The 26,817-nt window shown below is 71.1% G+C and carries 24 protein-coding genes and 2 riboswitches; of the genes, 12 read left to right on the forward strand and 12 right to left on the reverse strand.

Annotation, left to right across the window (positions count from 1 at the left end; genetic code table 11):
- From KGA65_RS04135 to KGA65_RS04145, 3 genes are all read left to right on the forward strand, one after another.
- Complete coding sequence (locus KGA65_RS04135) at positions 1-1,287, forward strand: NAD(P)/FAD-dependent oxidoreductase (RefSeq protein ID WP_225861873.1); 1,287 nt, start codon at positions 1-3, stop codon at positions 1,285-1,287.
- Between the two features lie 186 nt (positions 1,288-1,473).
- A complete protein-coding gene (locus tag KGA65_RS04140) occupies positions 1,474-1,929 on the forward strand; it encodes a MaoC family dehydratase (RefSeq protein ID WP_225861874.1) in 456 nt (151 codons plus the stop codon).
- 3 nt (positions 1,930-1,932) lie between these two features.
- Positions 1,933-2,538, forward strand: coding sequence for a TetR family transcriptional regulator (locus KGA65_RS04145; protein WP_225861875.1), 606 nt, complete (start codon positions 1,933-1,935; stop codon positions 2,536-2,538).
- A gap of 14 nt (positions 2,539-2,552) precedes the next feature.
- Here the strand turns inward: KGA65_RS04145 and KGA65_RS04150 are convergent, their stop codons facing one another.
- From KGA65_RS04150 to KGA65_RS04160, 3 genes are all read right to left on the reverse strand, one after another.
- Positions 2,553-3,044 (reverse strand): 6,7-dimethyl-8-ribityllumazine synthase, encoded by a 492-nt coding sequence (locus tag KGA65_RS04150; protein ID WP_225861876.1) that lies wholly within the window; start codon positions 3,042-3,044, stop codon positions 2,553-2,555.
- Positions 3,045-3,121: 77 nt separating this feature from the next.
- Positions 3,122-3,277: riboswitch (FMN riboswitch) on the reverse strand.
- 87 nt (positions 3,278-3,364) lie between these two features.
- Positions 3,365-3,667: a heme-degrading protein HmuQ gene (gene hmuQ / locus KGA65_RS04155; RefSeq protein WP_225861877.1), complete on the reverse strand. Its 303-nt coding sequence runs from the start codon at positions 3,665-3,667 to the stop codon at positions 3,365-3,367.
- A 67-nt stretch (positions 3,668-3,734) separates the two neighbouring features.
- Positions 3,735-3,989, reverse strand: a complete 255-nt coding sequence (locus KGA65_RS04160) for a DUF2789 family protein (protein WP_225861878.1) — start codon at positions 3,987-3,989, stop codon at positions 3,735-3,737.
- A 172-nt stretch (positions 3,990-4,161) separates the two neighbouring features.
- Here KGA65_RS04160 and KGA65_RS04165 point away from each other — a divergent pair, with 172 nt between their 5' ends.
- Positions 4,162-5,202 (forward strand): family 8 glycosyl hydrolase, encoded by a 1,041-nt coding sequence (locus KGA65_RS04165; protein WP_225861879.1) that lies wholly within the window; start codon positions 4,162-4,164, stop codon positions 5,200-5,202.
- 24 nt (positions 5,203-5,226) lie between these two features.
- On the opposite strand, the gene KGA65_RS04170 is transcribed toward KGA65_RS04165, so the two are convergent.
- Genes KGA65_RS04170 through KGA65_RS04200 form a run of 7 tightly spaced genes read right to left on the reverse strand, consistent with a single transcriptional unit; the run spans position 5,227 to position 12,881 of the window.
- Positions 5,227-6,279, reverse strand: a complete 1,053-nt coding sequence (locus KGA65_RS04170; RefSeq protein ID WP_225861880.1) for a S66 peptidase family protein — start codon at positions 6,277-6,279, stop codon at positions 5,227-5,229.
- Positions 6,280-6,313: 34 nt separating this feature from the next.
- Complete coding sequence (locus KGA65_RS04175; RefSeq protein ID WP_225861881.1) at positions 6,314-6,931, reverse strand: M15 family metallopeptidase; 618 nt, start codon at positions 6,929-6,931, stop codon at positions 6,314-6,316.
- A gap of 3 nt (positions 6,932-6,934) precedes the next feature.
- Positions 6,935-7,834 (reverse strand): LysR family transcriptional regulator, encoded by a 900-nt coding sequence (locus tag KGA65_RS04180; RefSeq protein ID WP_225861882.1) that lies wholly within the window; start codon positions 7,832-7,834, stop codon positions 6,935-6,937.
- A complete protein-coding gene (locus tag KGA65_RS04185; protein WP_225861883.1) occupies positions 7,831-9,420 on the reverse strand; it encodes an ABC transporter substrate-binding protein in 1,590 nt (529 codons plus the stop codon). The genes KGA65_RS04180 and KGA65_RS04185 overlap by 4 nt, the downstream gene beginning before the upstream one ends.
- 19 nt (positions 9,421-9,439) lie before the next feature.
- Positions 9,440-10,348: a S66 peptidase family protein gene (locus KGA65_RS04190; protein ID WP_225861884.1), complete on the reverse strand. Its 909-nt coding sequence runs from the start codon at positions 10,346-10,348 to the stop codon at positions 9,440-9,442.
- A complete protein-coding gene (locus KGA65_RS04195; protein WP_225861885.1) occupies positions 10,345-11,631 on the reverse strand; it encodes a serine hydrolase in 1,287 nt (428 codons plus the stop codon). The genes KGA65_RS04190 and KGA65_RS04195 overlap by 4 nt, the downstream gene beginning before the upstream one ends.
- On the reverse strand, positions 11,628-12,881 hold the full coding sequence (locus tag KGA65_RS04200) for a D-amino acid dehydrogenase (protein ID WP_225861886.1): 1,254 nt from the start codon (positions 12,879-12,881) through the stop codon (positions 11,628-11,630). The genes KGA65_RS04195 and KGA65_RS04200 overlap by 4 nt, the downstream gene beginning before the upstream one ends.
- A 248-nt stretch (positions 12,882-13,129) precedes the next feature.
- On the opposite strand from KGA65_RS04200, the gene KGA65_RS04205 reads away from it, so the two are divergent.
- From KGA65_RS04205 to KGA65_RS04235, 7 genes are all read left to right on the forward strand, one after another.
- Complete coding sequence (locus KGA65_RS04205) at positions 13,130-14,035, forward strand: N-acetylmuramoyl-L-alanine amidase (RefSeq protein ID WP_225861887.1); 906 nt, start codon at positions 13,130-13,132, stop codon at positions 14,033-14,035.
- 39 nt (positions 14,036-14,074) lie between these two features.
- Positions 14,075-15,085, forward strand: coding sequence for an ABC transporter permease (locus tag KGA65_RS04210; RefSeq protein WP_225862180.1), 1,011 nt, complete (start codon positions 14,075-14,077; stop codon positions 15,083-15,085).
- Positions 15,082-16,008 (forward strand): ABC transporter permease, encoded by a 927-nt coding sequence (locus tag KGA65_RS04215; protein ID WP_225861888.1) that lies wholly within the window; start codon positions 15,082-15,084, stop codon positions 16,006-16,008. The genes KGA65_RS04210 and KGA65_RS04215 overlap by 4 nt, the downstream gene beginning before the upstream one ends.
- The gene (locus KGA65_RS04220; RefSeq protein ID WP_225861889.1) at positions 16,008-16,961 is read left to right on the forward strand and encodes an ABC transporter ATP-binding protein; all 954 of its coding nucleotides are present in this window, start codon (positions 16,008-16,010) and stop codon (positions 16,959-16,961) included. The genes KGA65_RS04215 and KGA65_RS04220 overlap by 1 nt, the downstream gene beginning before the upstream one ends.
- Positions 16,958-17,926 (forward strand): dipeptide ABC transporter ATP-binding protein, encoded by a 969-nt coding sequence (locus KGA65_RS04225; protein ID WP_225861890.1) that lies wholly within the window; start codon positions 16,958-16,960, stop codon positions 17,924-17,926. The genes KGA65_RS04220 and KGA65_RS04225 overlap by 4 nt, the downstream gene beginning before the upstream one ends.
- Positions 17,927-17,969: 43 nt before the next feature.
- A complete protein-coding gene (locus tag KGA65_RS04230; RefSeq protein WP_225861891.1) occupies positions 17,970-18,914 on the forward strand; it encodes a succinylglutamate desuccinylase/aspartoacylase family protein in 945 nt (314 codons plus the stop codon).
- A 446-nt stretch (positions 18,915-19,360) separates the two neighbouring features.
- The gene (locus KGA65_RS04235) at positions 19,361-22,180 is read left to right on the forward strand and encodes a TonB-dependent receptor (protein WP_225861892.1); all 2,820 of its coding nucleotides are present in this window, start codon (positions 19,361-19,363) and stop codon (positions 22,178-22,180) included.
- A gap of 118 nt (positions 22,181-22,298) precedes the next feature.
- On the opposite strand, the gene dacB is transcribed toward KGA65_RS04235, so the two are convergent.
- Complete coding sequence (dacB, locus tag KGA65_RS04240; RefSeq protein ID WP_225861893.1) at positions 22,299-23,786, reverse strand: D-alanyl-D-alanine carboxypeptidase/D-alanyl-D-alanine endopeptidase; 1,488 nt, start codon at positions 23,784-23,786, stop codon at positions 22,299-22,301.
- 71 nt (positions 23,787-23,857) lie between these two features.
- Positions 23,858-25,057, reverse strand: coding sequence for a GGDEF domain-containing protein (locus KGA65_RS04245; protein WP_225861894.1), 1,200 nt, complete (start codon positions 25,055-25,057; stop codon positions 23,858-23,860).
- Between the two features lie 131 nt (positions 25,058-25,188).
- On the opposite strand from KGA65_RS04245, the gene KGA65_RS04250 reads away from it, so the two are divergent.
- Positions 25,189-26,448, forward strand: coding sequence for an MFS transporter (locus KGA65_RS04250; RefSeq protein WP_225861895.1), 1,260 nt, complete (start codon positions 25,189-25,191; stop codon positions 26,446-26,448).
- A gap of 27 nt (positions 26,449-26,475) precedes the next feature.
- Positions 26,476-26,742, forward strand: a riboswitch (cobalamin riboswitch).
- The last annotated feature ends 75 nt before the right edge of the window (positions 26,743-26,817 follow it).

Here is a 26,817-nt window from a genome sequence, read left to right on the forward strand (position 1 = left end):
ATGAACGATGCAACCCGGGTGAACGGGCCGCGCCACGCAGTGGTGATCGGTGCGGGGGCGGTGGGCTGTGTCACCGCCATCGAGGCCGTGCGCGCCGGCCTGCGCGTGACCCTGATTGAGCCGGAGACGCCCGGCAGCCCGCACGCGACGAGCTATGGCAACTCTGGTTGGCTGTCGACCCACTCCGTCATTCCCCCGGCCACGCCGGGGGCCTGGCGCAAGGTGCCCGGCTGGTTGCTGGACCCGATGGGCCCGCTGGCCGTGCGCTGGCGCCATCTGCCCCAGGCCTTGCCCTGGCTGCTGCGCTACCTGGCCGCTGGCTGGACCGAGGCGCGTGTGCAGCGCACGGCCGATGCGCTGCGCACGATGCTGGTCGATGCCCCGGCCCTGCACCGGCGCCTGGCGCAGGAAGCGGGCGTTGCCGAGCTGATCGAGCAGCGCGGGCTGCTGCATGTGTACCGCTCGCGGCAGGCCTTCGAGGCCGAGGCCCTGGGCTGGCGCGTGCGCGCCCGCACGGGGGTGCAGTGGGAGGAATGGGATGCCGCCGAGCTGCACCGCCGCGAGCCCGACCTGGACCCGCGCTACACGCTGGGCATCTACGTGGCGGAAGCCGGCCATTGCCGGGACCCGGGCGCCTATGTGGCCGCGCTGGCCCGCCATGCGCAGTTGCTGGGCGTGCGCGTGGTGCGGGCCCAGGCCACCGGCTTTCGCATCGAGGGCAGGCGCCTGCGCGCGGTGCGGCTGGCCGGCGACGAGATCGCCTGCGATGCGGCCGCCATCTGCGCGGGTGCGCGCTCAGCGCCGCTCGCCGCAGCGGCGGGCTCGCGCGTGCCGCTCGAGTCGGAGCGGGGCTACCACGTGCAGATCACGGACGCCGTCCGCGGCCCCCGCACGCCGATGATGGTGGGCGAGGACAAACTGGTCGTGCACTGGATGAACGGTGGCTTGCGCGCTGGTGGTCAGGTCGAGATCGCCGGGCTGGCCGCGCCGCCCGACTGGCGGCGGGCCGACATCCTCTTCGGGCATGTGAGCCGGATGTTCACCGGGCTGCCGCCGAGCGCCGAGGCGCCCAACGTGCAACGCTGGCTGGGCCACCGACCCAGCACGCCCGACGGCCTGCCCTGCATCGGGCCGTCGGCCGCCACGCGGGACGTGGTGCTGGCCTTCGGCCACGGGCACGTCGGCCTGGGCGGCTCTGCCCGGACGGGGCGGTGGGTGGCGCAGACCCTGGCCGGCCAGGACCTGGACGCTGTCCTGCGGCCGTTCAGCCCGGCGCGCTTTCGCTGAAGACGCCCCGGGGCTGGCGTCGTCGAAGAACACGATGCTGGCCTGGCCGCGGGCCACTTCCCCGCCGCGTCGCATGATGCGTGGCGGGGCAGAGGGTTGAATAGATTTCAATTGAAATCTATTTTGGGTATGCTGCGGGTCATTCCATCACCCCAGCGCCGTCGGCGCACCGCAGGAGACCGCCCCATGCCCCCCCAGCCGGCCACCGTGTACCTCGAAGACCTGTCGGTCGGGGACGAATTCCGCAGTGGCGAATACCAGCTCGACGAGGATCAGATCGTCGCCTTCGCCCGCGAGTTCGACCCCCAGCCCTTCCACACCGATGGCGAGGCGGCCCAGCAGACCTTCTTCCAGGGCCTGGCCGCCAGCGGCTGGCACACGGCGGCCATCACCATGAAGCTGCTGGTGCAGAGCGTGCCGCTGGGCGGCGGCCTGATCGGCGCGGGCGGCTCGCTGGAGTGGCCGCGCCCGACCCGACCGGGCGACACGCTGCGGGCCCACTGCCGGGTGCTGGAGATCAAGCCCTCCCGCTCCAAGCCGGACCGAGGCATCGTGACCACGGAGACGCTGACGCTGAACCAGCGGGGTGAGACCTGCCAGCGTCTGGTGACGCAGATGGTGGTCATGCGCCGGCCGGCCTGAGCGATGGGACGGGTGTCGCGGGCCCAAGCGGAGCTCAACCGGCAGCACATTGTCGAGACCGCCAGCCGTTTGTTCCGTCAGCACGGGGTCGAGAACGTCTCCATTGCGGACATCATGGGCGCGGCCGGCCTGACCGCGGGCGGCTTCTACAGGCACTTCGCCAGCAAGGAGGCGCTGATCGACGAGGCGTTCGCGTTGGCCTTCCAGCAGGCGCTGGGAGCCTGGGAGCAGGTGGCGCGGCGCGGGCGTCCGGACGATGAAAGCGCCCTGGCGTCCCTGGTGAGGTTCTACTTCCGACGCCGTGCGCCGGAGTGGACCTGCCCGGTGCTGGCCTTCGCCTCCCGGGGCGATGCGATAGCACCGCAGGAGCCCGCCACGGCCACCTACCGCCAGGGGGTGGAGGCCCTGCTGGCGCGGTTCCGGCAGCTGGCGCAGCAGGCCTCGGCTCAGGCGGGCACCCCGGCGCCGGCCACGGGCGAGCTGGACCTGCTTTTCGCAGCCATGGTGGGCACCGGCCTGCTGTCGCGGGCGGTGGGCGATGTGCCCTGGATCCGCGACCTGCAGGCCGCGGTGCTGGCCGCCCTGCCGGCGACAGCACCAAAGGCCTGACCGGCCGGGCCCGCTCAGGCGGGCAAGGCGCTCAGGCTATCCAGCGTGGCCAGGCAGGCCTGTGCAGCCTCCTGCCCCTTCGTGATGAAGTGGGTGCGGAAGAAGTTCTGGTGTTCCTCATGCGCGTGGAAGTCGCGCGGGGTCAGCACCACCGAGAACACGGGCACGCCGGTGTCGAGCTGGATGCGCATCAGCGCGTCGATCACCGCGCTGGTGACGAACTCATGGCGGTAGATGCCGCCGTTGACCACCAGACCGCAGGCGATCAGCGCGTCGTACCGGCCGCTGCGGGCCAGCCGCTGCAGGTGCAGCGGGATCTCGAACGCGCCGGGCACCTCGAACTGGTCGATCTGGTGCTGGCCGGGGCGCTGGCGCGCGTACTCGGTGCGGATGCCTTCGACGGCGTTGTGGACGATGTCCCGGTGCCAGCTGGCGCTGACGATGGCGATGCGGTGCATCGTCGAGCCCTGGGCGGGCGAGAGGGAGGTGGTGAGGGGCTGATTCATGGTGATCCTCAAGATGAGTGGCCAGAATCAGGGCGAACGCAGCAGCGCCACCGGCGCCGGAACGCGGTGGCGAAGACATGCGCTCTCTTTCATCCGGACTGTGACCGTCGGCCCTGGCCTCGCACCAGGTCTGCTGACCCCCGCGGCCGTGGTGAGCTGCGGGGCGCTCGCGGGCTCCCATGACATGCATGGATACCGCCGGTGGGGAGTTCCACCCCGCCCTGAGAACGCTTGCCGGTCACGGGGACCGACGCTGACGATTCTAGGCGCCGGCCGAAAACAGCGGTCCCCGCAGGGCCGTCGGGCGGCCCTCACCCGCCTCAGAGCACCGCGTCGAACAGCTCCAACTGGGGCGGACCGAGGTAGAGGTCGCGCTGGACGCCGGCCTGGCCGTGGGCGCGGCGGAAGGCCTCCGAGCGGGTCCAGTCCTCGAAGGCCTGGCGGGAGGCCCAGACCGTGTGCGAGGCGAACAACGTGGCCTCGGCCGTGCCGGGCCCCTGCAGCAGATGGAAGCTCTCGAACCCGGGCACGCCGTCCAGGTGGCTTTCACGCTGGCGCCAGACGGCGATGAAATCGGCTTCGCGGCCCGGCGCGATGCGAAAGCGGTTCATGGCGATGAACATGCAGTCCCTCCAGTCACCCCGGCGGGGTGGCGCGGCTGCAGTATGACCGCCACGCGCGGCACCGGGCTCAGAACAGGTCGCAGGCCCGGTAGCGCAGTCGGGTGTTGAGGTCGCCGCAGACGGGCGCCCACTCGTTGGTGTCGTCCATCATGCTTTCCAGGGCCCGGGCCTGTTGCAGGCTCCAGAACGGAGCCTCGCACAAACGCAGCTGCAGCGACAGCGGGCGGTGGGCATCGATGAAGCGGTCGATGGCCCCGTTGTCGCTGGGCAGGCCCAGCTGGGAGAACAGTTCCGGCAGGTTGTGGCGGGTGGCAGACAGCATGGCAGGCTCCTGACGAACGGCCGAACCAGTCTAGGCAGCGGGCACCGGGCCTGAACTGGGACAAACCAGCAAATGGCCTGACCTGGCGCAAGCGTGCCCCTGGGACGGACCCGGTGGCGGACGCGGTAGGCTTGGGGGCCGGCCGCTGCCGGGGTCCATTTCTCTTTCTCCGATGCAACGTCGTCACTGGCTTTTGTGGGGGGCCGTCAGCCCCCTGGGCGCGCAGGCCGCCCGTCCGCTGCCCACCCCGCGCCCCGCGCCCCTGTCGGCGCTGGTGCTGGCCTGGGCCGACTATGCGCAGCGTTTCGTCACCCCCGACGGCCGGGCCCTTGACCCCGGCAACCAGGGCATCACCCACACCGAGGGGCAGGGTGTGTCGATGCTGGTGGCCCAGGCCTGTGGCGACCGGGCACGCTTCGAGGCGCTGTTTCGCTTCTGCGGCCAGCTGCGGCGGGACGACGGCCTGTACGCCTGGCGTTGGGAGCCGGGCCAGGGCATCACCGACCGCAACAACGCCACCGATGGCGACCTCTACATCGCCTGGGCCCTGGCCCGGGCCGGGCGGCGCTGGAACGCACCGGCGTACCTGGCGGCGGCGGGGGCCCTGGCGCGGGCGGTGCGCACCCAACTGGCGGTCGAGGTGCGCGGGCAGCCCCTGCTGCTGCCGGGCCAGGCCGGCTTCTGGGACACGCCGGCGGCCGGCGGCGCGCCCATTGCGGTGGTGAACCCGTCCTACCTGATCCTGCCGGCGCTGGCCGAGCTGGCGCAGGTGGATGCCTCGCCCTTCTGGGCGGCGCTGACCCAGTCCACGCTGCGTCTGCTGGACACCGCCCGCTTTGGCGCGCGGCAGTTGCCGGCCGACTGGCTGTGGATGGGTGAGCCGGTGAGGCCCTGGCCAGGCCGGCCAGCGCGCTTCGGCTACGAGGCCATCCGCATCGGCCTGTTCCTGGCCTGGTCACGCCAGTCGCGCCACCCCGCGCTGCAGGCGATCGGGCGCTTCATGGCCGAGCCCGGCTTTCCGGCCTGGGTGGACCTGCAGAGCGGGGAGACCGCGCCCTATCCCGCCCCGCCAGGCTTCGAGAGCGTGGCGGCGCTGGTGCGGCAGCAGCTGACCGGCAGCCCGCCGCGCTTTGGCGCGATCGACGCCGACTACTACTCCAGCAGCCTCAGCCTGCTGGCCCGGCTGGCCTGGCAGGACCTGGGCCACGCTTGAGCGCGGCGCGTCTGCGGTGTTGCTTCAGGCGGCGCTGACCACCGGCGCCAGGCAGCGCAGCGTGCCAGCGTCGGCGTCCATCTCCACCCGCGCGCCCACCGGCAGCGTCAGCTTCAGCTTGACGTGGCCGAACTGGGCACCGCGGTAGACCGGCACGCCCAGGCCGCCGAAGTAGTCCTCGAACACCTCGTCGAGCGTCAGCGTGCCGTAGCCGTCGCCCGGCTCGCAGTTCGTGAACTGGCCCAGCACCACGCCGGCCAGTGCGTCCAGCGCGCCGGCCAGGCGCAGCGTGGACAGGGTGCGGTCCACCCGGTAGATGAATTCGTTGATGTCTTCCAGGAACAGGATGGCACCGCGGAAATCGGGCCAGTAGCGCGAGCCCGCCAGCGCCGCCAGCACCGTCAGGTTGCCTCCCACCAGCCGGCCGGTGGCCTTGCCGGGGCGCAGCGTGGTGATGCGGTGTTCGGTCGGAACCAGGCCGGCCGGCGTGCTGTCGACCGGGTTGCGCAGCAGCGCGGCCTGGCCGTCCATCACCAGCGCACGGAAGTTGGCCACGCTGTAGGGGTTCCATTCGGAGCTGGCGACCGGGCCGTGGAAGGTCACCAGCCCGGTCTGCTGCTGGATGGCGTTGAGCAGGCAGGTGATGTCCGAGAAGCCGCCGAAGAACTTCGGGTGGCGGCGAATGTTGGCGTAGTCGAGCCGGTCGACGATGCGGGTGCAGCCCGAGCCGCCGGTCAGCGCGAAGATGCCGGCCACGCTGTCGTCGGCGAACATCGCGTTGAGGTCTTCGGCGCGCTGCGTGTCGGTGCCGCCGAACTGGCCGCGCCGGGCCCGCAGGTGCCGGCCTTCCTTGACCTGGAAGCCCAGCGCCCGCAGCGATTCGATCGCAATCGTGATCGGCTCCTGCTCGTAGGTGGCGTTGGCCGGGCTGACCAGCCCCACCGTGTCGCCCGGGCGCAGACGGCGTGGCGTGAGCACCGGCCGGGCCGGCGTGGCGGCCGCTGCGGCGCCCGCGCCCAGGCTGGCCCCGCTGGCGGAGGCGATCTGCAAGAACAGGCGGCGGCTGGCGGCGGTCATGGCGGGCCTCGTCAAGAAGGGAAAGGATCAGGGCTCAGAGCACGCGAGGCAGGGTGGCGCGCACCTGGGTGCGGTCGCCGAAGTCGAAATGCCACCACTCGGTGCTGATGCCGTGGAAGCCGGCCTGGCGCATGGCCGCGCGCAACCAGCCGCGCTCGATCAGGTGCTGGGCGCTCAGCCAGCCCTGGGCCAGCTGCTCCACCTCGTACTCGGGGTGGGAGCCCGGCTCCATGGCGTCGAAGCCGGTGCCCATGTCCACCTCGCGGCCCTGTGGGTCCAGCAGCGTCACGTCCACCGCCATGCCGAAGGAGTGGATCGAGCCGATCTGCGGGTTCGCCAGGTAGCGCACCAGCGGCGTGCCGCTGAGCTTGGCGTAGAGCCGTTCCTGCACCTGCTGCGGCCGCAGCGCGTCCAGCACCAGCAGCCGGTAGCCCGGCCGCTGCCGGCCCAGCCAGCTGGCCGCGTTGTCCAGCGCCTGGGCGGCCTCGCGCCGCAGGTAGGCCAGGTCCAGCGTGCCGTACACGTTGGCGCCGAAGAAGTTGTTGGCGGTGGCGTAGCGCAGCTCGATCGCGATGTCGGGCAGGGCGGCCAGGGCCTGGAAGTCCGGATGGCCGGGCACGGCCGCGCAGGGCAGGGTCAGAGGGGAGGTCATGGTTCAGGGCAGCCGGGCCAGGCTTTCCTGGGCGATGTCGCCCAGGACCCGGACCAGCTTGCGCGCCGGCAGCCCCAGCGGGGCCTTGGCCAGCGTCAGCAGGTAGAGCTGCACCGGCACGGCGGGGGCCAGCCGCCGCACGCGGATGCGCTGGGGATGGGCCGCGGCGGCGGTGAACGGATCCACCAGGCTCAGGCCCATGCCGGATTCGACCAGCGCCCGTGCCAGCTGGTAGGTCTTGACGGTGACCAGCGGCTGCGGCGGGGCCTCGCCATCGCCGGCCAGGTTCATCACCGCGTGGCCCATCGGGTCGTCGTCGCCCAGGCCGATCAGCTCGCTGGTGATGTTGCCAATGGCCAGCGGGCCGTCCTGGCGCGCCTCGGGGCTGCTGACCGGGCACAGCGCCATCATCGTGCTGCTGGCGAGGGTCTCGGCGCGCAGGCCGGGGTGGTGCGGGTTCTGCAGCGACAGGCCCAGGTCGATGTCGCCGCTGAGCAGCGCGCTGACGATCTCGGTGGTGTGGTTGGTGCTCAGGTCCACCGGCGTGTGCGGCGCCAGCTTGCGCCAGCGCACCAGGGCCTCGGGCAGCAGGTCCACGCCCAGCGTGGGGGTGATGCCGATGCGCACCCGCTCGGCCTGGCCGGTGCGCAGATTGGCCGCCAGGCGGCGCACGCCCAGCAGGTCGCGGTGCAGCCGGTCCACCTCGGCGAACAGGCGGTGCGCTTCCGGCGTGGGGTGCAGCTTGCCGGGCGTGCGCTCGAACAGCGGCATGCCCAGCTGCAGCTCGCAGTGCTGCAGCACCTTGGTGACGGCCGGCTGCGAGATGTGCAGCAGCTGCGCGGCGCCGCTGACCGAGCCGGCCTGCATGATGGCGTGGAAGACCTCGATGTGGCGCAGTCTCATTGGCGCACCACGTTCTTGAAGTCCACGCTGCCGTCGGGCGACATCACGAAACCATGGACGTCCTGGCGCACCGGGATGTAGACGGTGGAGTGGGCGATCGGGATCCAGGGCCGCTCGCGGTGGAAGATCAGCTGCGCCTGCTCGTAGAGCGCGGCACGGCGCGCCACGTCCGGCGTGGCGCGGGCCTGGTCCAGCAGGCGGTCGAACTCGCGGTTGCAGAACTTCACCCCGCTGCGGTTGGCTGCGCAGGACAGGTTGGGGCTGAGGAAGTCGTCGGGGTCGGCGGTGTCGCCCGACCAGCCGCTCATGTAGACATCGTGCTCGCCGTTGTTGGCGCGCTTGAGGTACTCGCCCCACTCGTAGGTCTTGATGTGGGCCCGCACGCCGATGCGGGCCCAGTCGGCCTGAATCAGCTGGGCCAGCAGCTGGCCGTTGGGGTTGGTGGGGCGGCTGACCGGCAGGGCCCAGAGGTCGATGTCCAGGCCCTGGGCGTAACCAGCCTGGGCCAGCAGGGCCTTGGCGCGGCTGGGGTTGTATTCGTTCTTCAGCGTGTGGTTGTAGCCCGGCACCATCGGCGGGAAGGCGCTGACGGCCTGGGTCGCGTCGCCGCGCGGGAACAGCACCTTGAAGATGGTGTTGCGGTCCACCGCGATGTCCAGCGCCTCGCGCACCAGCCGGTTGTTGGTCGGGGCCTTGCGCAGGTTGAACGACAGGTAGGAGACGTTGAGCGCCTGGGTCTGCAGCAGCCGGATGTCGGGCCGGCGCTGGATGGCGGCGATGTCCACATCGCGGATCGGCGCAGTGACCTGGCATTCACCGGCCAGCAGCTTCTGCATCCGCACGTTGGGCTCGGTGGTGATGCTGTAGATCAGCGCCGGCGAGGCCTGGCGGCCGCCCCAGTAGCCCGGGTGCGGCAGCATGCGCACCACATCGTCCTTGGCATAGGACTTGAACTGGTAGGGGCCGGTGCCGATGGGCTGGTTGTTGATCTGGTTGGCGCGGCCCTGGCGCAGCAGCTGCGCGCCGTACTCGGCCGAGTGGATGCCCGCGAAGCCCATCGCGAAGTAGTTCTGGAAGCTGACGTTGGGCCGCGTGAGGTGAAAGCGCACCGTCATCGCATCGACCTTCTCGATGCGCTCGATCATCTGCGCCAGGCCCAGGTTCTCCGGGTAGACGAAGGTGGCCGGGAAGGCCTGGTTGAACGGGTGCTGCTTGTCGATCATGCGGCCGAAGGTGAACAGCACATCGTCCGCGTTGAAGTCCCGTGTGGGGGTGAAATAGGGTTCGGTGTGGAAGTGCACGCCCGGCCGCAGCTGGAACTCGATCGTGCGGGCGTCGGGCGAGATCTGCCAGCGCTGGGCCAGCGCCGGCACCAGCCTGGAGCTGCCGCGCTCGAAGGCCAGCAGGCCCTCGAACATCTGGGTGGTGACGTTGTGGGTGCTGGCCGAATCCCACAGTGAGGGGTCGAAGCCCTCGGGGCTGGCGTCGGCACAGTAGACCAGCGGCCGGGCGGCCAGGGCCGGCTGCCCAGCCAGCGCGAACAGCAGGCAACCCAGGGTCAGCAGCGGCAGGGTGGGGAACTTCATCGGCAGCAGGGGTGGGGCATCAGGGCAGGGGGTCGAGCAGACGCAGGGCGGCCGCCGCCACATCCATCTCGACGGGCACGCCCAGCGGCAGCGCGTGGTTCGGAACGGTGTGGCCGGCGGGCCAGCCGGCCAGCACCGGCCGACCCAAGGGGTGCAGGTAGTCGGCCAGCACGGCGTCGGCATTGTCGGCCTCGGTGAAACCACCCAGCAAGAAACCGGCCACGCCATGCAAGGCGCCGGACAGCCGCAGCTGCGCCAGCAGCCGGTCGATGCGGTAGGGCGGCTCGGCCACGTCTTCCAGGAACAGGATGGCGCCCTCGGTGCGCGCCGCAAACGGCGTGCCCACCAGCGAGGCCAGCACCGTCAGGTTGCCGCCGATCAGCCGGCCCCGGGCCACGCCCGGCCGGTTGAGCGGGTGGGGGGCCGTGGGCGGCGCCAGCCGGTCGCCAGCGTGCCAACCCTGGCGCAGGGCCTCGCTCAGCCGGGCCCAGTCGTCCGGGGCCTTCAGGCCGTCCGAGGCGGGCATCGGCGCATGCAGGCCGGCCAGATCCCAGCGGTCGCGCAGCAGGTGCAGCGCGGTCAGGTCGCTGTAGCCGATCAGCGGCTTGGGGTGGGCGCGCATCAGCGCCGGGTCGATGCGGTCGAGCAGGCGGTCGCAGCCATAGCCACCGCGCAGGGCCAGCACCGCGTGCACGGCGGGGTCGGCCCAGGCGGCGTGCAGGTCGGCCAGGCGTTGGTCGTCGTCGGCGGCCAGATGGTCCAGGTGGGCCGGGCCATGGCAGCCGGTGTAGACGCGGACCTGCCAACCCCGACCGCGCAGCAGTGCCTGCACCGGGGCCAGCTGCTCGCCGGGTGTCGGGCCGGCCGGGGCGACCAGCCCCAGGCAGGCGCCGGGCGGCAGCGGCGGGATCCAGGCGTGGCGGCTCATGGCGTGCCGGGCTTGCCGCTCGGCTCCAGGTGCGGGGCCAGCCAGGCGTCGAGGGCGGCGCCCAGCGCCGGCAGGCGCCAGGTGCTGAAGGCCAGCGGGTGCGGAGCGTAGCGGGTGCCCAGGTTGGTCAGCACGGCGACCAGGTAATGGCGCCGGGCCAGGCCGGGGCGGCCGGTCACGATGCCGGCGTTGGAGGCGTAGTTCTCGGTGGTGCCGGTCTTGTGGGCAAAGCGCAGCGGGGCCTCGGCCTGGGCGGCGCGCAGGTCGCCGGGGTAGAGGTCGCCGGCTACCTGGCCGTGGCCCTGGCGGTCGATCCACTGCGCCGGCAGCTGGGCCGGGATGCCGGGCACCCAACCGGGCAGGCCGGCCAGCAGGGCCGAGGACAGGATGCCGTGCACGCCCTGGGCGGCCAGACAGTCCAGCACCACCTTCAGCTGCGGCGCGCTCAGCAGCGGGCCGTGGTCCTGGCGCGGCCAGGGGGCGGGCGGGGCCAGCGGGTCCAGCAGCCACAGCAGGCGCACCGTGTCCCAGGCGGTCATCTGCAGGTGGCCGACGCCGGCGCCGGCGCGGTTCTGCCAGCCGCCGTCGGGCTGGGTGTCGGCCAGGCGCAGGGTGTGCAGGCCGTGGCGGGCCATCCACGCATGCCAGCCGTTGTGCACTTCGTGGCCGCCTGCGCGGCGGATCAGACCGCAGCGGTGCAGCAGCGCCACCATCGCCGAGGTGGCTTCGTTGCTGCTCTGGGCCATCATGTCCATCGCCCAGGTGCGCACCGGGCGGGTCATCTCGGCAAAACCGAACGCGTCGTCCCAGCGCACGTCGTCGCGGTCCACACAGTGGGCCACCGCCACCAGCACCATCAGCTTGAGCAGCGAGGCCGGGTAGGGCTGGACGAAGCGGGGGGCCTGAGGGTCGGTCTGGCGGGCGCCGCTGGGCAGCGGGGTCCAGGCCATCGCGTTCCATTGGGCCTCGGGCTGCCAGGCCACCGAATTGAACAGCGCGTCGGTCTGGTCGGCCAGGTAGCGCACATTGGCCACCGGGCCGCAGCCGGGCTCCATGCGGGCGACCCAGCCTTGCGGCAGATCGCGCGAGAACAGCACGTTGGCCGCCACCGGCGCGCCGCCCTCCGGGAAGGCGACCACCGCCAGGTCCAGGCTGGGGAAGTGGCGCACTGGGCCGCCGCCTTCCAGCGCATCGGGGGTGGCGCCAAAGTCGCGTGCCAGCACGGCCTGGCGCAGGGCCTCGGCCAGCGTCTCGGCGGTCAACGGGGGGACGGGCGCGCTCATGCGGCTTGCAGCTGCAGCCCGTCCAGGGGCAGCGGGCTGGGCTGGCCGGCGATCAGCCGGCTCAGGATGCGGGCCGAGCCGAACGAGAAGGTGAAGCCCAGGGCACCGTGGCCGACGTTGAGCCAGAGGTGTTCAACGGGGCTGGCGCCCAGGATGGGCGCGCCCGCCGGGGTGGCCGGGCGCAGGCCGGACCAGGGCTCGGCCTGTGCGTAGTCGGCCGCGTCGGGCAGGGTGGCATGCACGGCCCGTTGCAGGGCCGCCAGGCGTTGGGGGTCGATCTCTTCGTGGAGGCCGACCAGGTCCACCATGGCGGCGACGCGCAGCTGGTGTCCGATCCGGGTGTACAGCACTTTTTTCTCGAAATCCGTGACGCTCACTTCCGGCGGATGGTGGTGCGCGCCGATGGGAGCGCTCAGACTGTAGCCCTTGAGCGGGTAGAGCGGCAGGCGGATGCCCACCGTCTCGGCCAAGGCGCGGCTGCCGATGCCGGCCGCCAGCACGAATTCATCGCCCGCGATGGGCCCCTGGTCGGTCAGCACGGCCCGGGCCTGCCGCTGTTGCAGCTGGAAGCCCGTCACCTCGGCCTGCACGAAGCCGCCGAAGTTCGGATGCTGGGCCAGGGCCGCGGCCAGCTGCAGGCAGACGGCGTGGCAGTCGGCCACCGCCTCGCCCTCGGTGAAGATGCCGCCGGCCCAGGCCACCGGGCTGTGAGCGAGGGCCGGCTCCACGCGGCGGCAGTCGTCCGGGCCCAGGGCCTGTTCCGGGCCTTCACCCTGGCGCTCGACGCGGGCGCGGGCATGGTCGAAGTCCTTGGGATGCCGGTACAGCACCAGCTTGCCGGGGGCGCGCCAATGGGCCTCGGCCAGTGGCAGCCGGGTGCCGAACTCGGCGCAGGCCGCCTGGCTCAGCGCGCCCAGGGCCAGCAGCCGGCCGGTGGTGCGCTGGTTCACCGGGGCCCGGCAATGGGCCAGGAAAGAGGCCAGCCAGCGCCACTGGTGGGCATCGGCCTCGGGCCGCCAGTGCAGCGGGCCGTCCCGGTCCAGCAGCCACTTGAGCGCCTTCAGCGGCACGCCCTGGTCGGCCAGGGGCGAAACGTAGCGGTAGCTCAGCTGCCCGCCGTTGGCGTGGCTGGCGCCGGTTGCAGGGGTCTTGCTGCGTTCGATCACGCGGACGTTGAATCCCGCTTCCACCAGGGACCAGGCCGTGGTCAGGCCAATGATTCCCCCTCCGATCACGACGATTGTCTTCATCTCCGCAACAAGAATCTGCAACGGAGCCAAGGGTACGGAGCCCGCCGGGGTCGGGCCAATGAAAGCGCGAGGGGTTCCCATAACCTGAGGGCATGATCATGGCGCCCGGTCCGGGGTGAGAGGCCGGCTGCAAAGGGGGCTCGGCCTTAACCAGGGGTTATACCCTCGGCGCGGATTGACATTGGCCCCCGGTGGCAGGCTGCTCCTAAGCTGCCATCCACCTTGGGCTCAGACCACAATCACGGGTGATGCAAAAACGTAGTGAACGGGCGCGCCGCGCCGCTGCCGTGCTGGGCCTGTCGGCCCTGGCGGTGTTGACCGGTTGCGCCACGCCGGCCCCGGGGCCGGCGGCCGCCATCCAGGCCCTGCCTTCGGCGCTGAAGATCGACCGCAGCCATGTCTCGCAGAACCAGGACAGCCGGGTGCTGTACCTGATCCTGCATTACACCGAGGCCAACTTCGACCATTCGATGGACATCCTGACCGTGGAGCGGCCCAACCGCCCGCCGGTCAGCGCCCATTACCTGGTGCGCGAGACGCCGGTGGAGGTCTACCAACTGGTCGATGAAAGCCAGCGCGCCTGGCACGCCGGCCCCAGCTACTGGAAGGGCGCTTCGCTGCTGAACTCCAGCAGCATCGGCATCGAGATCGTCAACAGCGGCCCGCGGCGCGAGCCGGTCGAGCCGGGGGACCAGGATTTCGTGCCCTTCCCGGAAGAACAGATCCAGCAGGTCATCCAGCTGTGCAAGGAGATCGTCGCGCGCCACCACATCCGGCCCGACCGCATCCTGGGCCACAGCGACATCCAGCCCCAGTCCAAGCAGGATCCGGGGCCTTCGTTTCCCTGGCACCGGCTGGCCGAGGCCGGCCTGATCCCCTGGCCCGACGCGGCCCAGGTGGCGGCGGCCCAGCCCCGTTTTGCGGCCCAGCTGCCCGACGTGGGCTGGTTCCAGGACCAGTTGATCGCCTTTGGCTACGGGCTGGAGCGCAGTGGCCAGCTGGACCATGCCACGCGCCGCGTGCTGTCGGCCTTCCAGATGAAGTACCGGCCCAGCCGTTACGATGGCCTGCCGGATGCGGAGAGCGCCGCGCTGCTGGCGGTGGCCAACACGCCTGGCGGCATGCGCATGCTGGGTGCGGGCGCCACGCCCTGAAGCCCGCCTGACGACCCCCGCGCCCCGGCCGACCCGATGCTGTTCCAATTCCTGCTGCGCAAACTGCTGACCCTGGTGCCCACGGTGCTGGGTGTGACCCTGGTGGCCTTCGGCCTGATCCGGCTGGTGCCGGGCGACCCGGTCGAGATCATGATGGGCGAGCGCCATCTGGACCCGCAGGCCCATGCGGCGCTGCTGCACCGCCTGGGGCTGGACCAGCCGCTGTGGCGGCAGTACCTGGACTACCTGCGCCAGCTGGCGCATGGCAACCTGGGCGAATCGCTGGTCAGCCACCAGCCGGTGGCGCAGGAGTTCGCCACCCTGTTCCCGGCCACGGTGGAGCTGGCGCTGGCGGCCCTGCTGGTGGCGGTGTTGGTGGGCGGGCTGCTGGGGGTGACCGCCGCGCTGCGCCGAGGCCGCTGGCTGGACCACGGCGTGATGGGCCTGGCCACCGTCGGCTACTCGATGCCGGTGTTCTGGTGGGGGCTGATCCTCATCATGTACTTCTCGGTCACGCTGGGCTGGACGCCGGTGACGGGCCGCATCAGCGTCGAGTACGACATTCCGGTGGTGACCGGCTTCATGCTGTGGGACGCGCTGGCCTCCGGCCAGGCAGGGGCCTTCGGCTCGGCCCTGCTGCACCTGCTGCTGCCGGCCATCGTGCTGGGCACCAGCTCGATGGCGGTGATCGCGCGCATGAGCCGCTCCAGCATGCTGGAGGTGCTGCGCGAGGACTACATGCGCACCGCGCGGGCCAAGGGCCTGTCGCCCTGGCGGGTGGTGGTGGTGCATGGCCTGCGCAATGCGCTGGTGCCGGTGCTGACGGTGATCGGCATGCAGACCGGCAGCCTGCTGGCCGGTGCGGTGCTGACCGAGACCATCTTCTCCTGGCCTGGCATCGGCAAGTGGCTGATCGAGGCCATCGCCCGGCGCGACTACCCGGTCATCCAGACCGGCATCCTGATGGCCGCCTGCACCTTCATCGCGGTGAACCTGGTGGTCGATCTTCTCTACGGCGTGGTCAACCCGCGCATCCGGGGGCAGGCATGAGCACGACCGAGGTTTCCGCCGTGCAGGCGCCGGGCGGTTGGGCCCGCTGGCAGGCCCGTCTGGCGGCCGGGCGCGATGTCGTCCGCGCCTTTGGCGCGCACCATGGCGCTGTGGTGGCGCTGCTGGTGCTGGCGCTCATCGGCCTGGCCGTGCTGCTGGCCCCCTGGCTGGCGCCACACGACCCGGTGCAGCAGTACCGCGACGCGCTGCTGACGCCGCCGGTCTGGGACGCCGGCGGGCAGGCCCGTTTCCCGCTGGGCACCGACGAGCTGGGGCGCGACATCCTCTCGCGCCTGCTGTGGGGCGGCCGCATCTCGCTGGGCATCGGTCTGGCCTCGGTGCTGCTGTCGCTGCTGCCGGGCGTGGTGCTGGGGCTGCTGGCGGCCTTCCATCCGCGCTGGCTGGCCCCGGCGGTGATGCGGGTGATGGACGTGATGCTGGCGCTGCCCGGCCTGCTGCTGGCCATCTGCGTCATCACGGTGCTGGGGCCGGGGGCGATCAACACCGTGCTGGCGATCGCCATCGGTGCGCTGCCGGGCTATGTGCGCCTCACCCGGGCCGCGGCGCTGGGTGAGCTGCCCAAGGACTATGTGACCGCCAGCCGCCTGGCCGGCGCGGGCAACGCGCGGCTGATGTTCAACGCGGTGCTGCCCAACTGCATGGCGCCGTTGCTGGTCAACGCGACGCTGAGTTTCTCCTCGTCCATCCTGGAGGTCGCCGGCCTGGGCTTTCTCGGCCTGGGCGTGCAGGCGCCCACGCCGGAGTGGGGCACCATGCTGTCGGCCGCCCGCGACTACCTGGTGCGCGCACCCTGGGTGGTGATGCTGCCGGGGCTGGTGATCCTGGTCACGGTACTGTGCGTGAACCTGCTGGGCGACGGCCTGCGCGACGCGCTGGACCCCAAGCTGCGAAAGGCCCGTTGATGCTGCGTGTGCGAAACCTGGGCGTGCGCTTTGGCAGCTCGGTGGCCGTCGAAGGCCTGGACCTGGATGTGGCGGCCGGCGAGGTGCTGGGCCTGGTGGGTGAATCGGGCTCGGGCAAGTCGGTCAGCATGATGGCCTTGATGGGGCTGATCGACCCGCCGGGCCAGGTGCAGGCCGAGTCGGTGGCGTTCATGGGCCGTGACCTGCTGGGCCTGCGCCCGCGCGAGCGCAGGCAGGTGATCGGCCGCGAGATCGCGATGGTCTTCCAGGACGCGCTGACGGCGCTGAACCCGGCCTACCGCGTGGGCGACCAGATCGCCGAGGTGCTGCGTGCCCACCTGGGCCTGCGTGGCGCGGCGCTGCGCCAGCGCACGCTGGAACTGCTGGAGCAGGTCGAGATTCCGGATGCGCGCAGCCGTTTGCGGGCTTATCCGCATGAGCTGTCGGGCGGCATGAACCAGCGGGTGATGATCGCGATGGCGGTGGCCTGCCAGCCGCGGCTGCTGATCGCCGACGAACCCACCACCGCGCTGGACGTGACCATCCAGGCCCAGATCCTGGACCTGCTGCGCCGACTGCAGAAGGAGCAGGGCATGGGCCTGATCATGATCACCCACGACCTGGGGGTGGTGGCCGAGCTGGCCCAGCGCGTGGCCGTCATGTACGCCGGCCAGATCATCGAGACCGGGCCGGCCGCCACGCTGTTCGACCAGCCGCGTCACCCCTACACCGCGGCCCTGCTGGCGGCGCTGCCCGAGCGCAGCCGCGGCCAGGCCCGCCTGCCAGCGCTGCCGGGCAGCGTGCCGGCCGGTGCGGACCGCCCGGCCGGCTGCCTGTTCGCGCCCCGCTGTGCGGCGGTGCAGGCCGACTGCCGTGCGGCCCGGCCCGCCTGGCAGGGCGCGGTGCGCTGCCTGCATCCCTTGGCGCCGCAGGGCGAGGAGGCCACGGCATGAGCGAGATCCTGCTGGAAGCCCGTGGCCTGGCCCGCCACTACCCGGTGCGCGCGCGCTGGTGGCAGAAGCCCCGGCTGCTGAAGGCGTTGGACGGTGTGAGCTTTGCGGTGCGGCCCGGCCGCACACTGGCGGTGGTGGGGGAGTCGGGCTGCGGCAAGTCCACGCTGGCACGCCAGCTGGCCCTGATCGAGCCCCCCTCGGCCGGCGAGCTGTGGCTGGACGGCCAGCCGGTCGGCCAGGCCGACGCCACGGCCCGGGCCACGCTGCGCCGTCAGGTGCAGATGGTGTTCCAGAACCCGTTTGCGGCCTTGAACCCGCGCAAGAGCATCGCCGCGACGCTGGCCGAGCCGCTGCTGCTGAACACGCCGCTGGACCGCGCTGCCCGCTGGGAACGCATGGCCCGCATGATCCGCGAGGTGGGCCTGGCCGAGGACCATCTGCTGCGCTATCCGCACATGTTCTCGGGCGGGCAGCGCCAGCGCATCGCGATCGCCCGCGCCATGATCCTCAACCCGCGCGTGGTGGTGGCCGACGAGCCCACCTCGGCGCTGGATGTCTCGGTGCAGGCCCAGATCCTCAACCTGTTCAAGGACCTGCAGGCGGCCAATGGCACCGGCTATGTGTTCATCTCGCACAACCTGGGCGTGGTGGAGCACATGGCCGACGAGGTGATGGTGATGTACCTGGGCCGGGCGGTGGAGCAGGGCCCGCGCGACGCGGTGCTGCAGGCGCCGCTGCACCCCTACACCCAAGCCCTGCTCAGCGCGGCGCCCACCTTGGCCCCGGCCCACGCCGCGGCCAAGGTGCACCGCATCCACCTGCAGGGGGAACTGCCCAGCCCGCTGGCGCCGCCCTCGGGCTGCGCCTTCCACCAGCGCTGCCCCCGGGCCACGGCCGAATGCGCGGCCGAGGTGCCGGTCTGGCGCGAGGTGCAGGGCCGCCACCTGGCCTGTCACCGGGTCTGAACCCCGCGCTCTCATCTTCGGGCGCGCAAGGAGGCGCCCTGCCATGCTGTCCTTCAAGTCGGTTCAATATGTCTCGCCGCGGCCCGGGCCGCGGCTGCTGGTGCTGGGCACGGTGCACGGCAACGAGGTCTGCGGTGGCATCGCCATCCGGCGCCTCATCGACGCGCTGGACCGCGGCGAGATGGCGCTGGACTGCGGCACGCTGACCCTGGTGCCCATCAGCAACCCGCTGGCCTTCCAGAAGGGCGAGCGCAACGGTGACCGCAACCTCAACCGGCGGTTGATGCCCACGGCCACGCCGCGGGAGTTCGAGGACCACGCGGCCAACTGGCTGTGCCCGCTGCTGGCCGAGCACGAGGTGCTGCTGGACCTGCACTCCTTCCAGGGCGGCGGGCCGGGCTTCGTGATGGTTGGCCCGCGCGACAACACGGGCGCCATCGAGCCCTTCGTCCATGAGGCCAAGGAACAGGCCTTCGCCCGTGCCCTCGGGGTGGGGCGGGGCGTGTGGGGCTGGCTGTCCACCTACGCCGCGGGCGTGCAGCGCCGCGCCGCCGCCGGGGTCACTGGCGGCGACCTGTCGGTGGACTATGGCGTGGGCACGACCGAGTTCATGCGCCGCCAGGGCGGCTGGGGCGTCACGCTGGAGTGCGGCCAGCACCAGGCGCCCGAGGCGCCCGAGGTGGCCTACCGCGCCATCGTCAACGCCCTGGCCCACCTGGGCATGCTGCGCGATGCGCTGCCCCCGGTGCCCGCGTCGATGGACGGCCTGCAGATCTTCGAGGTGGTGGACCGTGCCAGCGAGGGCGATGGGTTCGCCCGGGCCTGGCGCAGCTTCGATGCGGTGCCGGCCGGCGCGCTGATCGGCACCCGGGCCGATGGCCGCGAACTGCGGGCCCCCGAGGACGTGGTCATGCTGTTCCCCAACGACCGGGCCCCGGCCGGCCAGGAATGGTTTTACCTGGCCCGGCCCTCGGAGCGCTTTCGTTGAACCGCCCCGGCCTGCCCAGGCAGCAAGCAGCCGACGCGATGGGTCGGCTTTTTTTTGGCCGTGACGCCACGGCCGACGCATTTTTTTCGAGATCGGGGCCGCCGTGCAGACACGGGACACGGGCGCTCGGAGATGAACCAGAAACGTGCACCGGCACTTTGTGGCCCGGATTTTGCGAAACATGAACCATGTTTCCAGTCGTTCCGGGCCGCTCTCCGCGCCGTGTTGGGGCAGCCCGCCGGGAAGCGCCTCACGCCATCGCACCAAAACGGCTTGTGGCGGAACCGGTCTGCCGGGCGGGGGTATGAGTCCAGGTTATCGCCCCGGCACAAGTCGGCATTGTTGTTCGGGCACGGCCTTCCCTACGCTGAAAGCCAGAACCTGCTGATGACAGGTGAATGAATTGGAAACAGGGATTTTGTTCATCTGAGAGGAGAGGTACTTTGTTGTTCAAGCTCAATCGGCTCACGCAGAGCCTGGTCATGGTGGGCCTGGTGCTGCCCGTCATGGCCCACGCGCAGGATGTGCCGGCCACGCCGAAGAAGGACGAGGCCAAGGCCCAGCGCATCGAGGTCACGGGCTCCAGCATCAAGCGGGTGAGGGATGAAGGGGCGGTGCCGCTGCAGGTCATCCGGGCCCAGGACCTGGTCAAGCAGGGCATCACCAGCGCCGAGCAGTTCGTGGCGACCTTGTCGTCGAACGGCAATGGCATCGACAACATGACCACCAACCAGGGGGGCGACTTCCTCGGCAGCACGGCCGACCGGCCCCACAACAACGGCGCGGCTGCCGCCTCGCTGCGCGGCCTGGGCGCGCAGTACACGCTGGTGCTGCTCAATGGTCGGCGCCTGTCCACCCACGGCCTGAACGGCACCTCGGTCGACCTGAACTCGATTCCGATGGCGGCGGTGGACCGCATCGAAGTGCTCAAGGACGGCGCGTCCGCCATCTACGGCACCGACGCGATCGGCGGGGTGATCAACTTCATCCTCAAGCGCGACTACCAGGGCCTGGAGATGACGGCCTCGGCCGACAAGACCCAGCATGGCGGCGGTGACATGTACCGCCTGTCGGTGCTGGGCGGCACGGGCGACTACGAGGCCGACGGCTACAACGCGCTGTTCAGCCTGACCTACGACACCAACAACCGCTTGCGTGGGTCTCAGCGTTCGTTCCAGAACGGCTACCAGCCCGACCGCGGCCTGGCGCCGGACACCACCGGCACCCCGTTCGCCACCATCGGCGCGTCGTCCGGCACGGCGCTGTCGGGCTACTACACGCTGCCCGGGGACACCCAGTCCTACAACAAGGCCAACCTGCTGGCGCTGGAGGGCAATTGTTCGGCGGGCACCGACATGGTGGCCTACCGCGGCGACATCACCGGCTTCAACAACAACAACAAGGCCTGCGCCTACGACTACGGCAAGCAGTGGAGCCTGATGCAGCCGGTGGACCGCTACAACCTGGTGTCCAAGGTCAACTTCAAGCTCTCGCCCGATCACATGCTGACGGCGGAAGTGGTGGCCTCGCACACCGAATCGGCGGTCGAGTACACCCCGATCCAGATCACCACCAAGTCGGCCGGCGCGCTGTACCCGGCGTACATCAAGGACAGCAGCGGCAACCTGGTGCGTTCGCCCTATTACCAGGACCTGACTGGCCTGGTGCCCGGCTTTGACAACACCAAGGACGAGCTGATCCGCTGGCGCTGCCTGGAATGCGGCCCGCGTCAGCAAAACACCAAGACCGACGCCTACCGCGTCCTGCTGGGCCTGGAAGGCGTGCTGGGGGGCGACTGGGACTACAAGACCGGTCTGTCCTATGCGCAGAGCAAGGCCGACACCACCCTGGGCGACGGCTACCTGTACCAGGACCAGCTGACCGCCGCGATGGCCACCGGCCTGATCAACCCCTTCCTGCGGGCTGGCGAAACCCAGACGGCCGAGGCGATGGCGCTGCTGAATGCGGCCAAGGCCAAGGGGGCCAAGCTCTACGGCGGGCAGGCCAGCGTGGCCGAGTTCGACGCCACCGTCTCGCGCGAGATCTACCGCCTGCCGGCCGGTCCGGTGGCGATGGCGCTGGGCCTGGATGTCCGCAACGAGAAGTACAAGTTCAACGAGTCGGCAACCAGCTATCCCGCGATCAACGGCGTGAGCGCACCGGCGTCGCTGGACGAGGCCAGCCGCGACATCAGCGCCGTGTTCGGTGAGCTGGACGTGCCGTTGATGAAGAACCTGGACCTGCAGGCCGCGCTGCGCTACGACCACTACAACGACTTCGGCGCCACCACCAACCCGAAGGTGGCGCTGCGCTGGCAGCCGCTGCCGGAGCTGGCCTTCCGGTCCTCCTACAGCGAGGGCTTCCACGCCCCGGGCTTCGAGCAGCTCTATGGCGGCGCCAGCACCGGTCAGTTCAACAGCGACATCAACGACCCGGTGCTGTGCCCCAACGGCGGCACCGACGCGAACGCCTGCGGCATCCGCCCGGAGATCGTCACCACCAGCAACCCGAACCTGAAGCCGGAGACCTCCAAGCAATGGTCGATCGGCTTCGTGGCTTCGCCGCTGCCGTGGCTGACCTCGAGCGTGGACTTCTGGAACATCGAGATCGACAACAAGATCGCCGCGCTGTCGGGTCGGGCGCTGATGGCCCACTACGACCAGTATGCGCAGTACGTGGTGCGCGATGCCGATGGCTACATCTCCCAGGTGAACGCGCCGTTCATGAACCAGGCCGGCGCCAAGACGCGCGGCGTGGACCTGAACCTGACGGCCAACATCAAGGACGGGGCCAACAGCTGGGTGGCGAACTTCGACGGCACCTACACCAGCAGCTACAAGTCGCGCTTCAGCGCCAGCGACCCGTGGACCGAGCTGGTGGGCACCTTCGGCGACGCGATCTATGGCTATGACCTGCATGTGCGCTGGAAGCACCAGGCCTCGCTGACCTGGTCGCGCGGCGATTGGAGCGTGACCGGCGTACAGGCCTTCACCGGCCACTACCGCGACGAGGTGGACGGCTTCGGTTCGGGCGTGACCTCGTCCAATGCGCCGACCTGGGTGAAGAGCTACACGCTCTACCACCTGTCGGCCACCTACACCGGCTTCAAGGACACCAGCGTGACCTTTGGCGTGAAGAACCTGTTCGACACCAAGCCCTCCTACAGCGCCCACAATGTGGACAACGTGGCGGGCGCCGGCTGGGATGCCCGGGTGGGCGACCCCCGGATGCGTTCCTTCACCCTGCGCGTGAACCACAAGTTCTGAGCGCCGCACCGGCCCACCCGGCCGGTGCCTGGATCCCACCCCCACCCCCACCCCCACCCCCACCCCCACCCCCACCCCCACCTCCGGCCTCGGACGCGGGGGTTTTCCGTTGGGGGGCTCAGCGCTGTTCGGCGACCCAGTTCACCAGCCGATCCACCACCTGGGCGCCATGGCGGGTGGCCTCGGGCTGGTTGACGATGGCCACCACCACCCAGTCGCGCTCGCGGCGGTCGCGCACATAGCCAGCCACCGCCACCACGTTGTTGAGCGTGCCGGACTTGAGCCGGGCCCGGCCTTGGGCGGGTTGGTCGTGGAAGCGCCGGCGCATCGTGCCGTCGACACCGGCCAGTGGCAGGCCGCTGCGCAGTTCGGGGGCGTAGGGCGATTGGTCGGCGGCGGCCAGCAGGGCCGCCATCGTGGCCGGTGCGATGCGCTCGCTGCGCGACAGGCCGGAACCGTTCTCCAGCACCAGGCCATCGGCCGGCACGTCATGTGCCTGCAGCCAGGCGCGCACGGCCCGGCCGGCCGCCTCCCGCGTGTCCAGGGACGGCGCCACCGGGGCCGGGCCGCGCATCCGCTCCAGCTCGATCTGCTGCCGACCCAGCCGCAGGAACACCAGCCGCGCCAGGATGTTGTCGGAGCGCTTGAGCGTGTTGCGCAGCACATCGGCCAGCGGCGCATCCCGGTGCTGCGCGACCAGCTGGGTGCCCTCGGGGGTGTGGCCTTCGCGCACCGTGGCTTGGGGGCCCCAGCGGCCGCCCAGTTCCTGCCAGAGCAGGCGGACGGCCTGGCTCACCAGCCACTGGCTGTCGACCAGGTTCAGGGGTTCGCGCTGCGTGCACTGGCGCGGGAACCGGCCTTGCAGCGCGATCGTCACCGTGCCCTGCGCATCGGTGCGCACCTCAGGGGTTTTCCACTGGGCGTCCCAGTCGTCACACGGGGCGTCGATCAGCGTGATGGCGCGGGTGTCGAAGCGCACCCCGGGCAGCGCGGGCCAGAAGCGGGCCTGCAGGGTCTGGGCGTCGCTGCGCAACTCGGTTTGCAGCAGGTGCTGGTTGAAGTCCAGCGCATCGGGGATCACGTTGTAGTCGAACTCGGGGGCCTCGTCGAAGGGCGGTACGCCGAGCTCCATGCGGGCCGGCTGGAACAGCGTGCGGTCCACCACCACGCCATCGGCCAGCGTGGTGACACCGCTGTCGCGCAGCTGGCTCAGCAGCGTCCACAGCGCGCCCCAGTCCAGCGCGGTGTCCGCGCCGCCGCGCAGGTACAGCGGCCCGGTCAGCACGCCATCCTGCGGGGCCTGGGCGATGCGCAGTTCCGTGCCGCCCTGGCTGGCCGGCCCCAGCCGGTCCAGCGCGACGGTGGCCGTGACCACCTTCATCGTCGAGGCGGGTTGCACGGGCACCTCACTGCGCCAGTACAGCCCCTCTTCGGGGTGGCCGAGCGGGTAGGCCGCCACGGCCAGCGCCTGGTCGCTCCAGCCGCTGTCGGCCAGGGCCTGTGCGACCGGGGTGGGCGGCACAGGCGGGCGGGGGGAATGGGCGCAGCCCGCCAGGCTCAAGGCGCAGGCGGTGATCCACAGGGCACGGGAAAAAACGAAAGGCATGCGGAACAGAGCAAGGAAAGAGTGCAGGGTCGCCCAGGCATGCATCAAGCATGCCGGGGGAGGGCGCGGGTTCAGCGGGGTGACGACAAGGCCGGCGCGGCCTGAGGCGGGCCGAGTTCGGCGTGGTTCACGATGGTGTTGCGGCCACGCCGCTTGGCTTCGTACATCGCGGCATCGGCCTGGTCCACCAGGGCGGCGCCGGTGCCGTCGCCGGCCCAGACCGCATAACCCAGGCTCACGCTGAGCGGAGGGCAGCCCGGGGGCACGGGGATCCGCGCTTGGGCGATCTCCCGCATGAGCCGCCGCATCAGGGCCGGCGCCTGGGGGGCCGACATGCCGGGCAGCAGCAGCACGAATTCCTCGCCGCCCCAGCGGCCGCACCGGTCGCTGCCCCGCAGGCAGCGACGCAGCAGCTGCCCCAGGGCCTGCAGCACCCGGTCGCCTGCCGCGTGCCCGCCCTCGTCGTTGATGCGCTTGAAGTGGTCCACGTCCAGGAAGGCCAGGGTCACCGGCAGCTGGAGGCGGCGGGCCAGCGTCAGCGCGGCGTCCAGTTCGGCCTCGAAGGGGCCGCGCCGCAGCACGCCCGTCAGGTTGTCCACCCGCGCCAGGCGGTTGGCCCGCACCACCTGCCGGCCCAGCATCATGCCCAGCCAGCTGATGTGGAACAGCCCGGAGGTGATGGCGAACGGAATCAGCGAGGACGCGCCATGGTCGTTGCGGGCCGCATAGCTGTGGGCCGCCGCGGCCGGGTTCAGCAGCAGGTGGACGAGAAAGGCCAGCACCGCCAGGCCCATCAGCCCGAAGGGCAGCAGGGGCAGCCAGCCATAGCGGCCGAACTCTTGGTGGATGGGCTGGCGCAACCAGACGATGGGCATGCCCAGCAGCAGCAGGAAGGCCGTCTGGTACACCGCGAGGGACGTGAGGTCGGCCACCGCCGCGGGCAAGGGCAGCCAGGTGGCTGCCACACCGAGCCCCAGGGTCAGGGCCCAGAACCCGCGGTGGCGCACATGGCCGTGGACGAAGGCATCGGCGCCCGCGCTGACCAGCGTCGCACTGCCCAGGCCCAGCGTCATCAAGCCCTGCGCCACCGGACGCAGGCTGCCATCCTGCATGATCTGCAGCCAGGCGGTGGCGGCGTCACAGGCACAGGTGGCCAGGAACAGCAGGGCCGAGCGTCGTTCGCGCGGCATCAGGGCCGCGATCAGCCCCCAGCACAGGCCGAACAAACCCAATTGAACCAGGGCGAGGGTGAGCGCGAGGCGGGACTCCATGCCAGGCGGCGGACTTTCTGTGGGAGGAGAGAGGGGGGAGCGGTGCGCGCGGGGTCAGCAAGGACTTGAGGGGCCTGTTAGGCTGCCGTCCCAACGCGGCAGTGATTGTTGCCCATCTCGCCCCAGGATCCATGTCCTCCTCTCCCGAACTCGCCCCGCCCAGCCCCGAAACACGCCGGCCCGACCATCTGGCCCATCGCCCCGAACAGGACCGGCTGCTGTTGCGCACCGTGTTCGCGCTGGGCACCGGCGGCTTCGCCATCGGCACCGGCGAGTTCGTCATCATGGGCCTGCTGCCCGAGGTGGCGCGCGATCTGGCCATCAGCATCCCGCAGGCCGGCCATGTCATCAGTGCCTATGCCCTGGGCGTGGTGGTGGGCGCGCCGCTGCTGGCGGTGTTGACCGCCAGCTGGCACCGCCGCAGCCTGCTGATGGCGTTGATGCTGTTGTTCGGCCTGGGCAACCTGGCCAGCGCGCTGGCACCGGACTACCTGTCGCTCAACTTGCTGCGCCTGTGCGCGGGCCTGCCGCATGGCAGCTACTTCGGCATGGCCGCGTTGGTGGCCGCGGCCTTGAGCGAGCCCCACCAGCGGGCCCGGGCGGTGGGGCTGGTGATGCTGGGGTTGACCGGCGGCACCTTGCTGGGCGTGCCGGTGGCTTCTGCCCTGGGGCAGTGGCTGGGTTGGCGCGCCGCTTTCGTCTTCGTCGGCGTGGCGGCCCTGTTGTCGGTGGGCATGATCCGCGCCTGGGTGCCCAACCTGGCGCCGCCGCCCGGGGCCAGCCCGCTGCGCGAGCTGGGCGCGCTCCAGCGCAAGCAGGTCTGGCTGACGCTGGGCATCGCGGCCATCGGTTTTGGCGGCATGTTCTCGGTGTTCAGCTACGTCAAGCCCACGCTGCTGCAGGTGGCGGGCATGCCGCTGGCCTGGATGCCGCTGGTGCTCTCGCTGTTCGGCGTGGGCATGGTGGGCGGCAACCTGATCGGTTCGCGCCTGGCCGACAAGGCGTTGATGCCCACGGTGGGCGGGCTGCTGCTCTGGTCGGCCGCCGTCCAATTGCTCTACGTGCTGACCTGCCACCACCCGCTGACGGCGGCCTTGACCGTGGTGCTGGTGGGCACGGCGGTGGCCATCGGCCCGGCGCTGCAGATCCGGCTGATGGACGTGGCCGGCGATGCCCAGGCCCTGGCCGCTGCGCTCAACCACTCGGCCTTCAACCTGGCCAATGCGCTGGGCGCCTGGCTGGGCGGCCTGGCCATCGACGCCGGCCTGGGCTACCCGTCCACCGGCTGGGTGGGCACGCTGCTGTCGCTGGGCGGCTTCGGCATGTTCTGGTGGGCCCGGCAGGACGCGCGCCGCGCGGCGCAGGCGCCCGCCACCGCGTTGACGGGCTGAGGGGCTGAAGGCCCCGACCGCGCTGCTACACTGCCTCCCGCTTCAGGTGCTTCTGCCGGCTGTTCATGCGGCAGGAGTGAAACGGGAAGCCGGTGCGTGGCTCGCTTTGGCGAGTTGCAATGCCGGCGCTGCCCCCGCAACGGTAAGCGAGTCCGTGGCCCGATCGGCCGGCATGACCCATGCCGGTCTCGCCACTGTGTCCTGCGGGACATGGGAAGGTGATCGGGTCCGGATCGGGTGTTTCGCACCCGGTCCCTCGTGAGCCCGGAGACCGGCCTGTCGCACAGGAACAGTCCGTCACGGTGGGTGGTGGGGTGTGCGTGCCGCCGGTCGGGCCCTGTCGGGTCACATCCCCTCTCACCTGGCCGG

This window comes from Ideonella benzenivorans, from assembly GCF_020387415.1.
Classification (GTDB): Bacteria; Pseudomonadota; Gammaproteobacteria; order Burkholderiales; family Burkholderiaceae_C; genus Ideonella; species Ideonella benzenivorans.

Bases quoted from the DNA above. Each gene is read 5' to 3' on its own strand.
- KGA65_RS04135 (WP_225861873.1), top strand. From the start codon at position 1: ATGAACGATGCAACCCGGGTGAACGGGCCGCGCCACGCAGTGGTGATC.
- KGA65_RS04140 (WP_225861874.1), top strand. From the start codon at position 1,474: ATGCCCCCCCAGCCGGCCACCGTGTACCTCGAAGACCTGTCGGTCGGG.
- KGA65_RS04145 (WP_225861875.1), top strand. From the start codon at position 1,933: ATGGGACGGGTGTCGCGGGCCCAAGCGGAGCTCAACCGGCAGCACATT.
- KGA65_RS04150 (WP_225861876.1), bottom strand. From the start codon at position 3,044: ATGAATCAGCCCCTCACCACCTCCCTCTCGCCCGCCCAGGGCTCGACG.
- hmuQ (WP_225861877.1), bottom strand. From the start codon at position 3,667: ATGTTCATCGCCATGAACCGCTTTCGCATCGCGCCGGGCCGCGAAGCC.
- KGA65_RS04160 (WP_225861878.1), bottom strand. From the start codon at position 3,989: ATGCTGTCTGCCACCCGCCACAACCTGCCGGAACTGTTCTCCCAGCTG.
- KGA65_RS04165 (WP_225861879.1), top strand. From the start codon at position 4,162: ATGCAACGTCGTCACTGGCTTTTGTGGGGGGCCGTCAGCCCCCTGGGC.
- KGA65_RS04170 (WP_225861880.1), bottom strand. From the start codon at position 6,279: ATGACCGCCGCCAGCCGCCGCCTGTTCTTGCAGATCGCCTCCGCCAGC.
- KGA65_RS04175 (WP_225861881.1), bottom strand. From the start codon at position 6,931: ATGACCTCCCCTCTGACCCTGCCCTGCGCGGCCGTGCCCGGCCATCCG.
- KGA65_RS04180 (WP_225861882.1), bottom strand. From the start codon at position 7,834: ATGAGACTGCGCCACATCGAGGTCTTCCACGCCATCATGCAGGCCGGC.
- KGA65_RS04185 (WP_225861883.1), bottom strand. From the start codon at position 9,420: ATGAAGTTCCCCACCCTGCCGCTGCTGACCCTGGGTTGCCTGCTGTTC.
- KGA65_RS04190 (WP_225861884.1), bottom strand. From the start codon at position 10,348: ATGAGCCGCCACGCCTGGATCCCGCCGCTGCCGCCCGGCGCCTGCCTG.
- KGA65_RS04195 (WP_225861885.1), bottom strand. From the start codon at position 11,631: ATGAGCGCGCCCGTCCCCCCGTTGACCGCCGAGACGCTGGCCGAGGCC.
- KGA65_RS04200 (WP_225861886.1), bottom strand. From the start codon at position 12,881: ATGAAGACAATCGTCGTGATCGGAGGGGGAATCATTGGCCTGACCACG.
- KGA65_RS04205 (WP_225861887.1), top strand. From the start codon at position 13,130: ATGCAAAAACGTAGTGAACGGGCGCGCCGCGCCGCTGCCGTGCTGGGC.
- KGA65_RS04215 (WP_225861888.1), top strand. From the start codon at position 15,082: ATGAGCACGACCGAGGTTTCCGCCGTGCAGGCGCCGGGCGGTTGGGCC.
- KGA65_RS04220 (WP_225861889.1), top strand. From the start codon at position 16,008: ATGCTGCGTGTGCGAAACCTGGGCGTGCGCTTTGGCAGCTCGGTGGCC.
- KGA65_RS04225 (WP_225861890.1), top strand. From the start codon at position 16,958: ATGAGCGAGATCCTGCTGGAAGCCCGTGGCCTGGCCCGCCACTACCCG.
- KGA65_RS04230 (WP_225861891.1), top strand. From the start codon at position 17,970: ATGCTGTCCTTCAAGTCGGTTCAATATGTCTCGCCGCGGCCCGGGCCG.
- dacB (WP_225861893.1), bottom strand. From the start codon at position 23,786: ATGCCTTTCGTTTTTTCCCGTGCCCTGTGGATCACCGCCTGCGCCTTG.
- KGA65_RS04245 (WP_225861894.1), bottom strand. From the start codon at position 25,057: ATGGAGTCCCGCCTCGCGCTCACCCTCGCCCTGGTTCAATTGGGTTTG.
- KGA65_RS04250 (WP_225861895.1), top strand. From the start codon at position 25,189: ATGTCCTCCTCTCCCGAACTCGCCCCGCCCAGCCCCGAAACACGCCGG.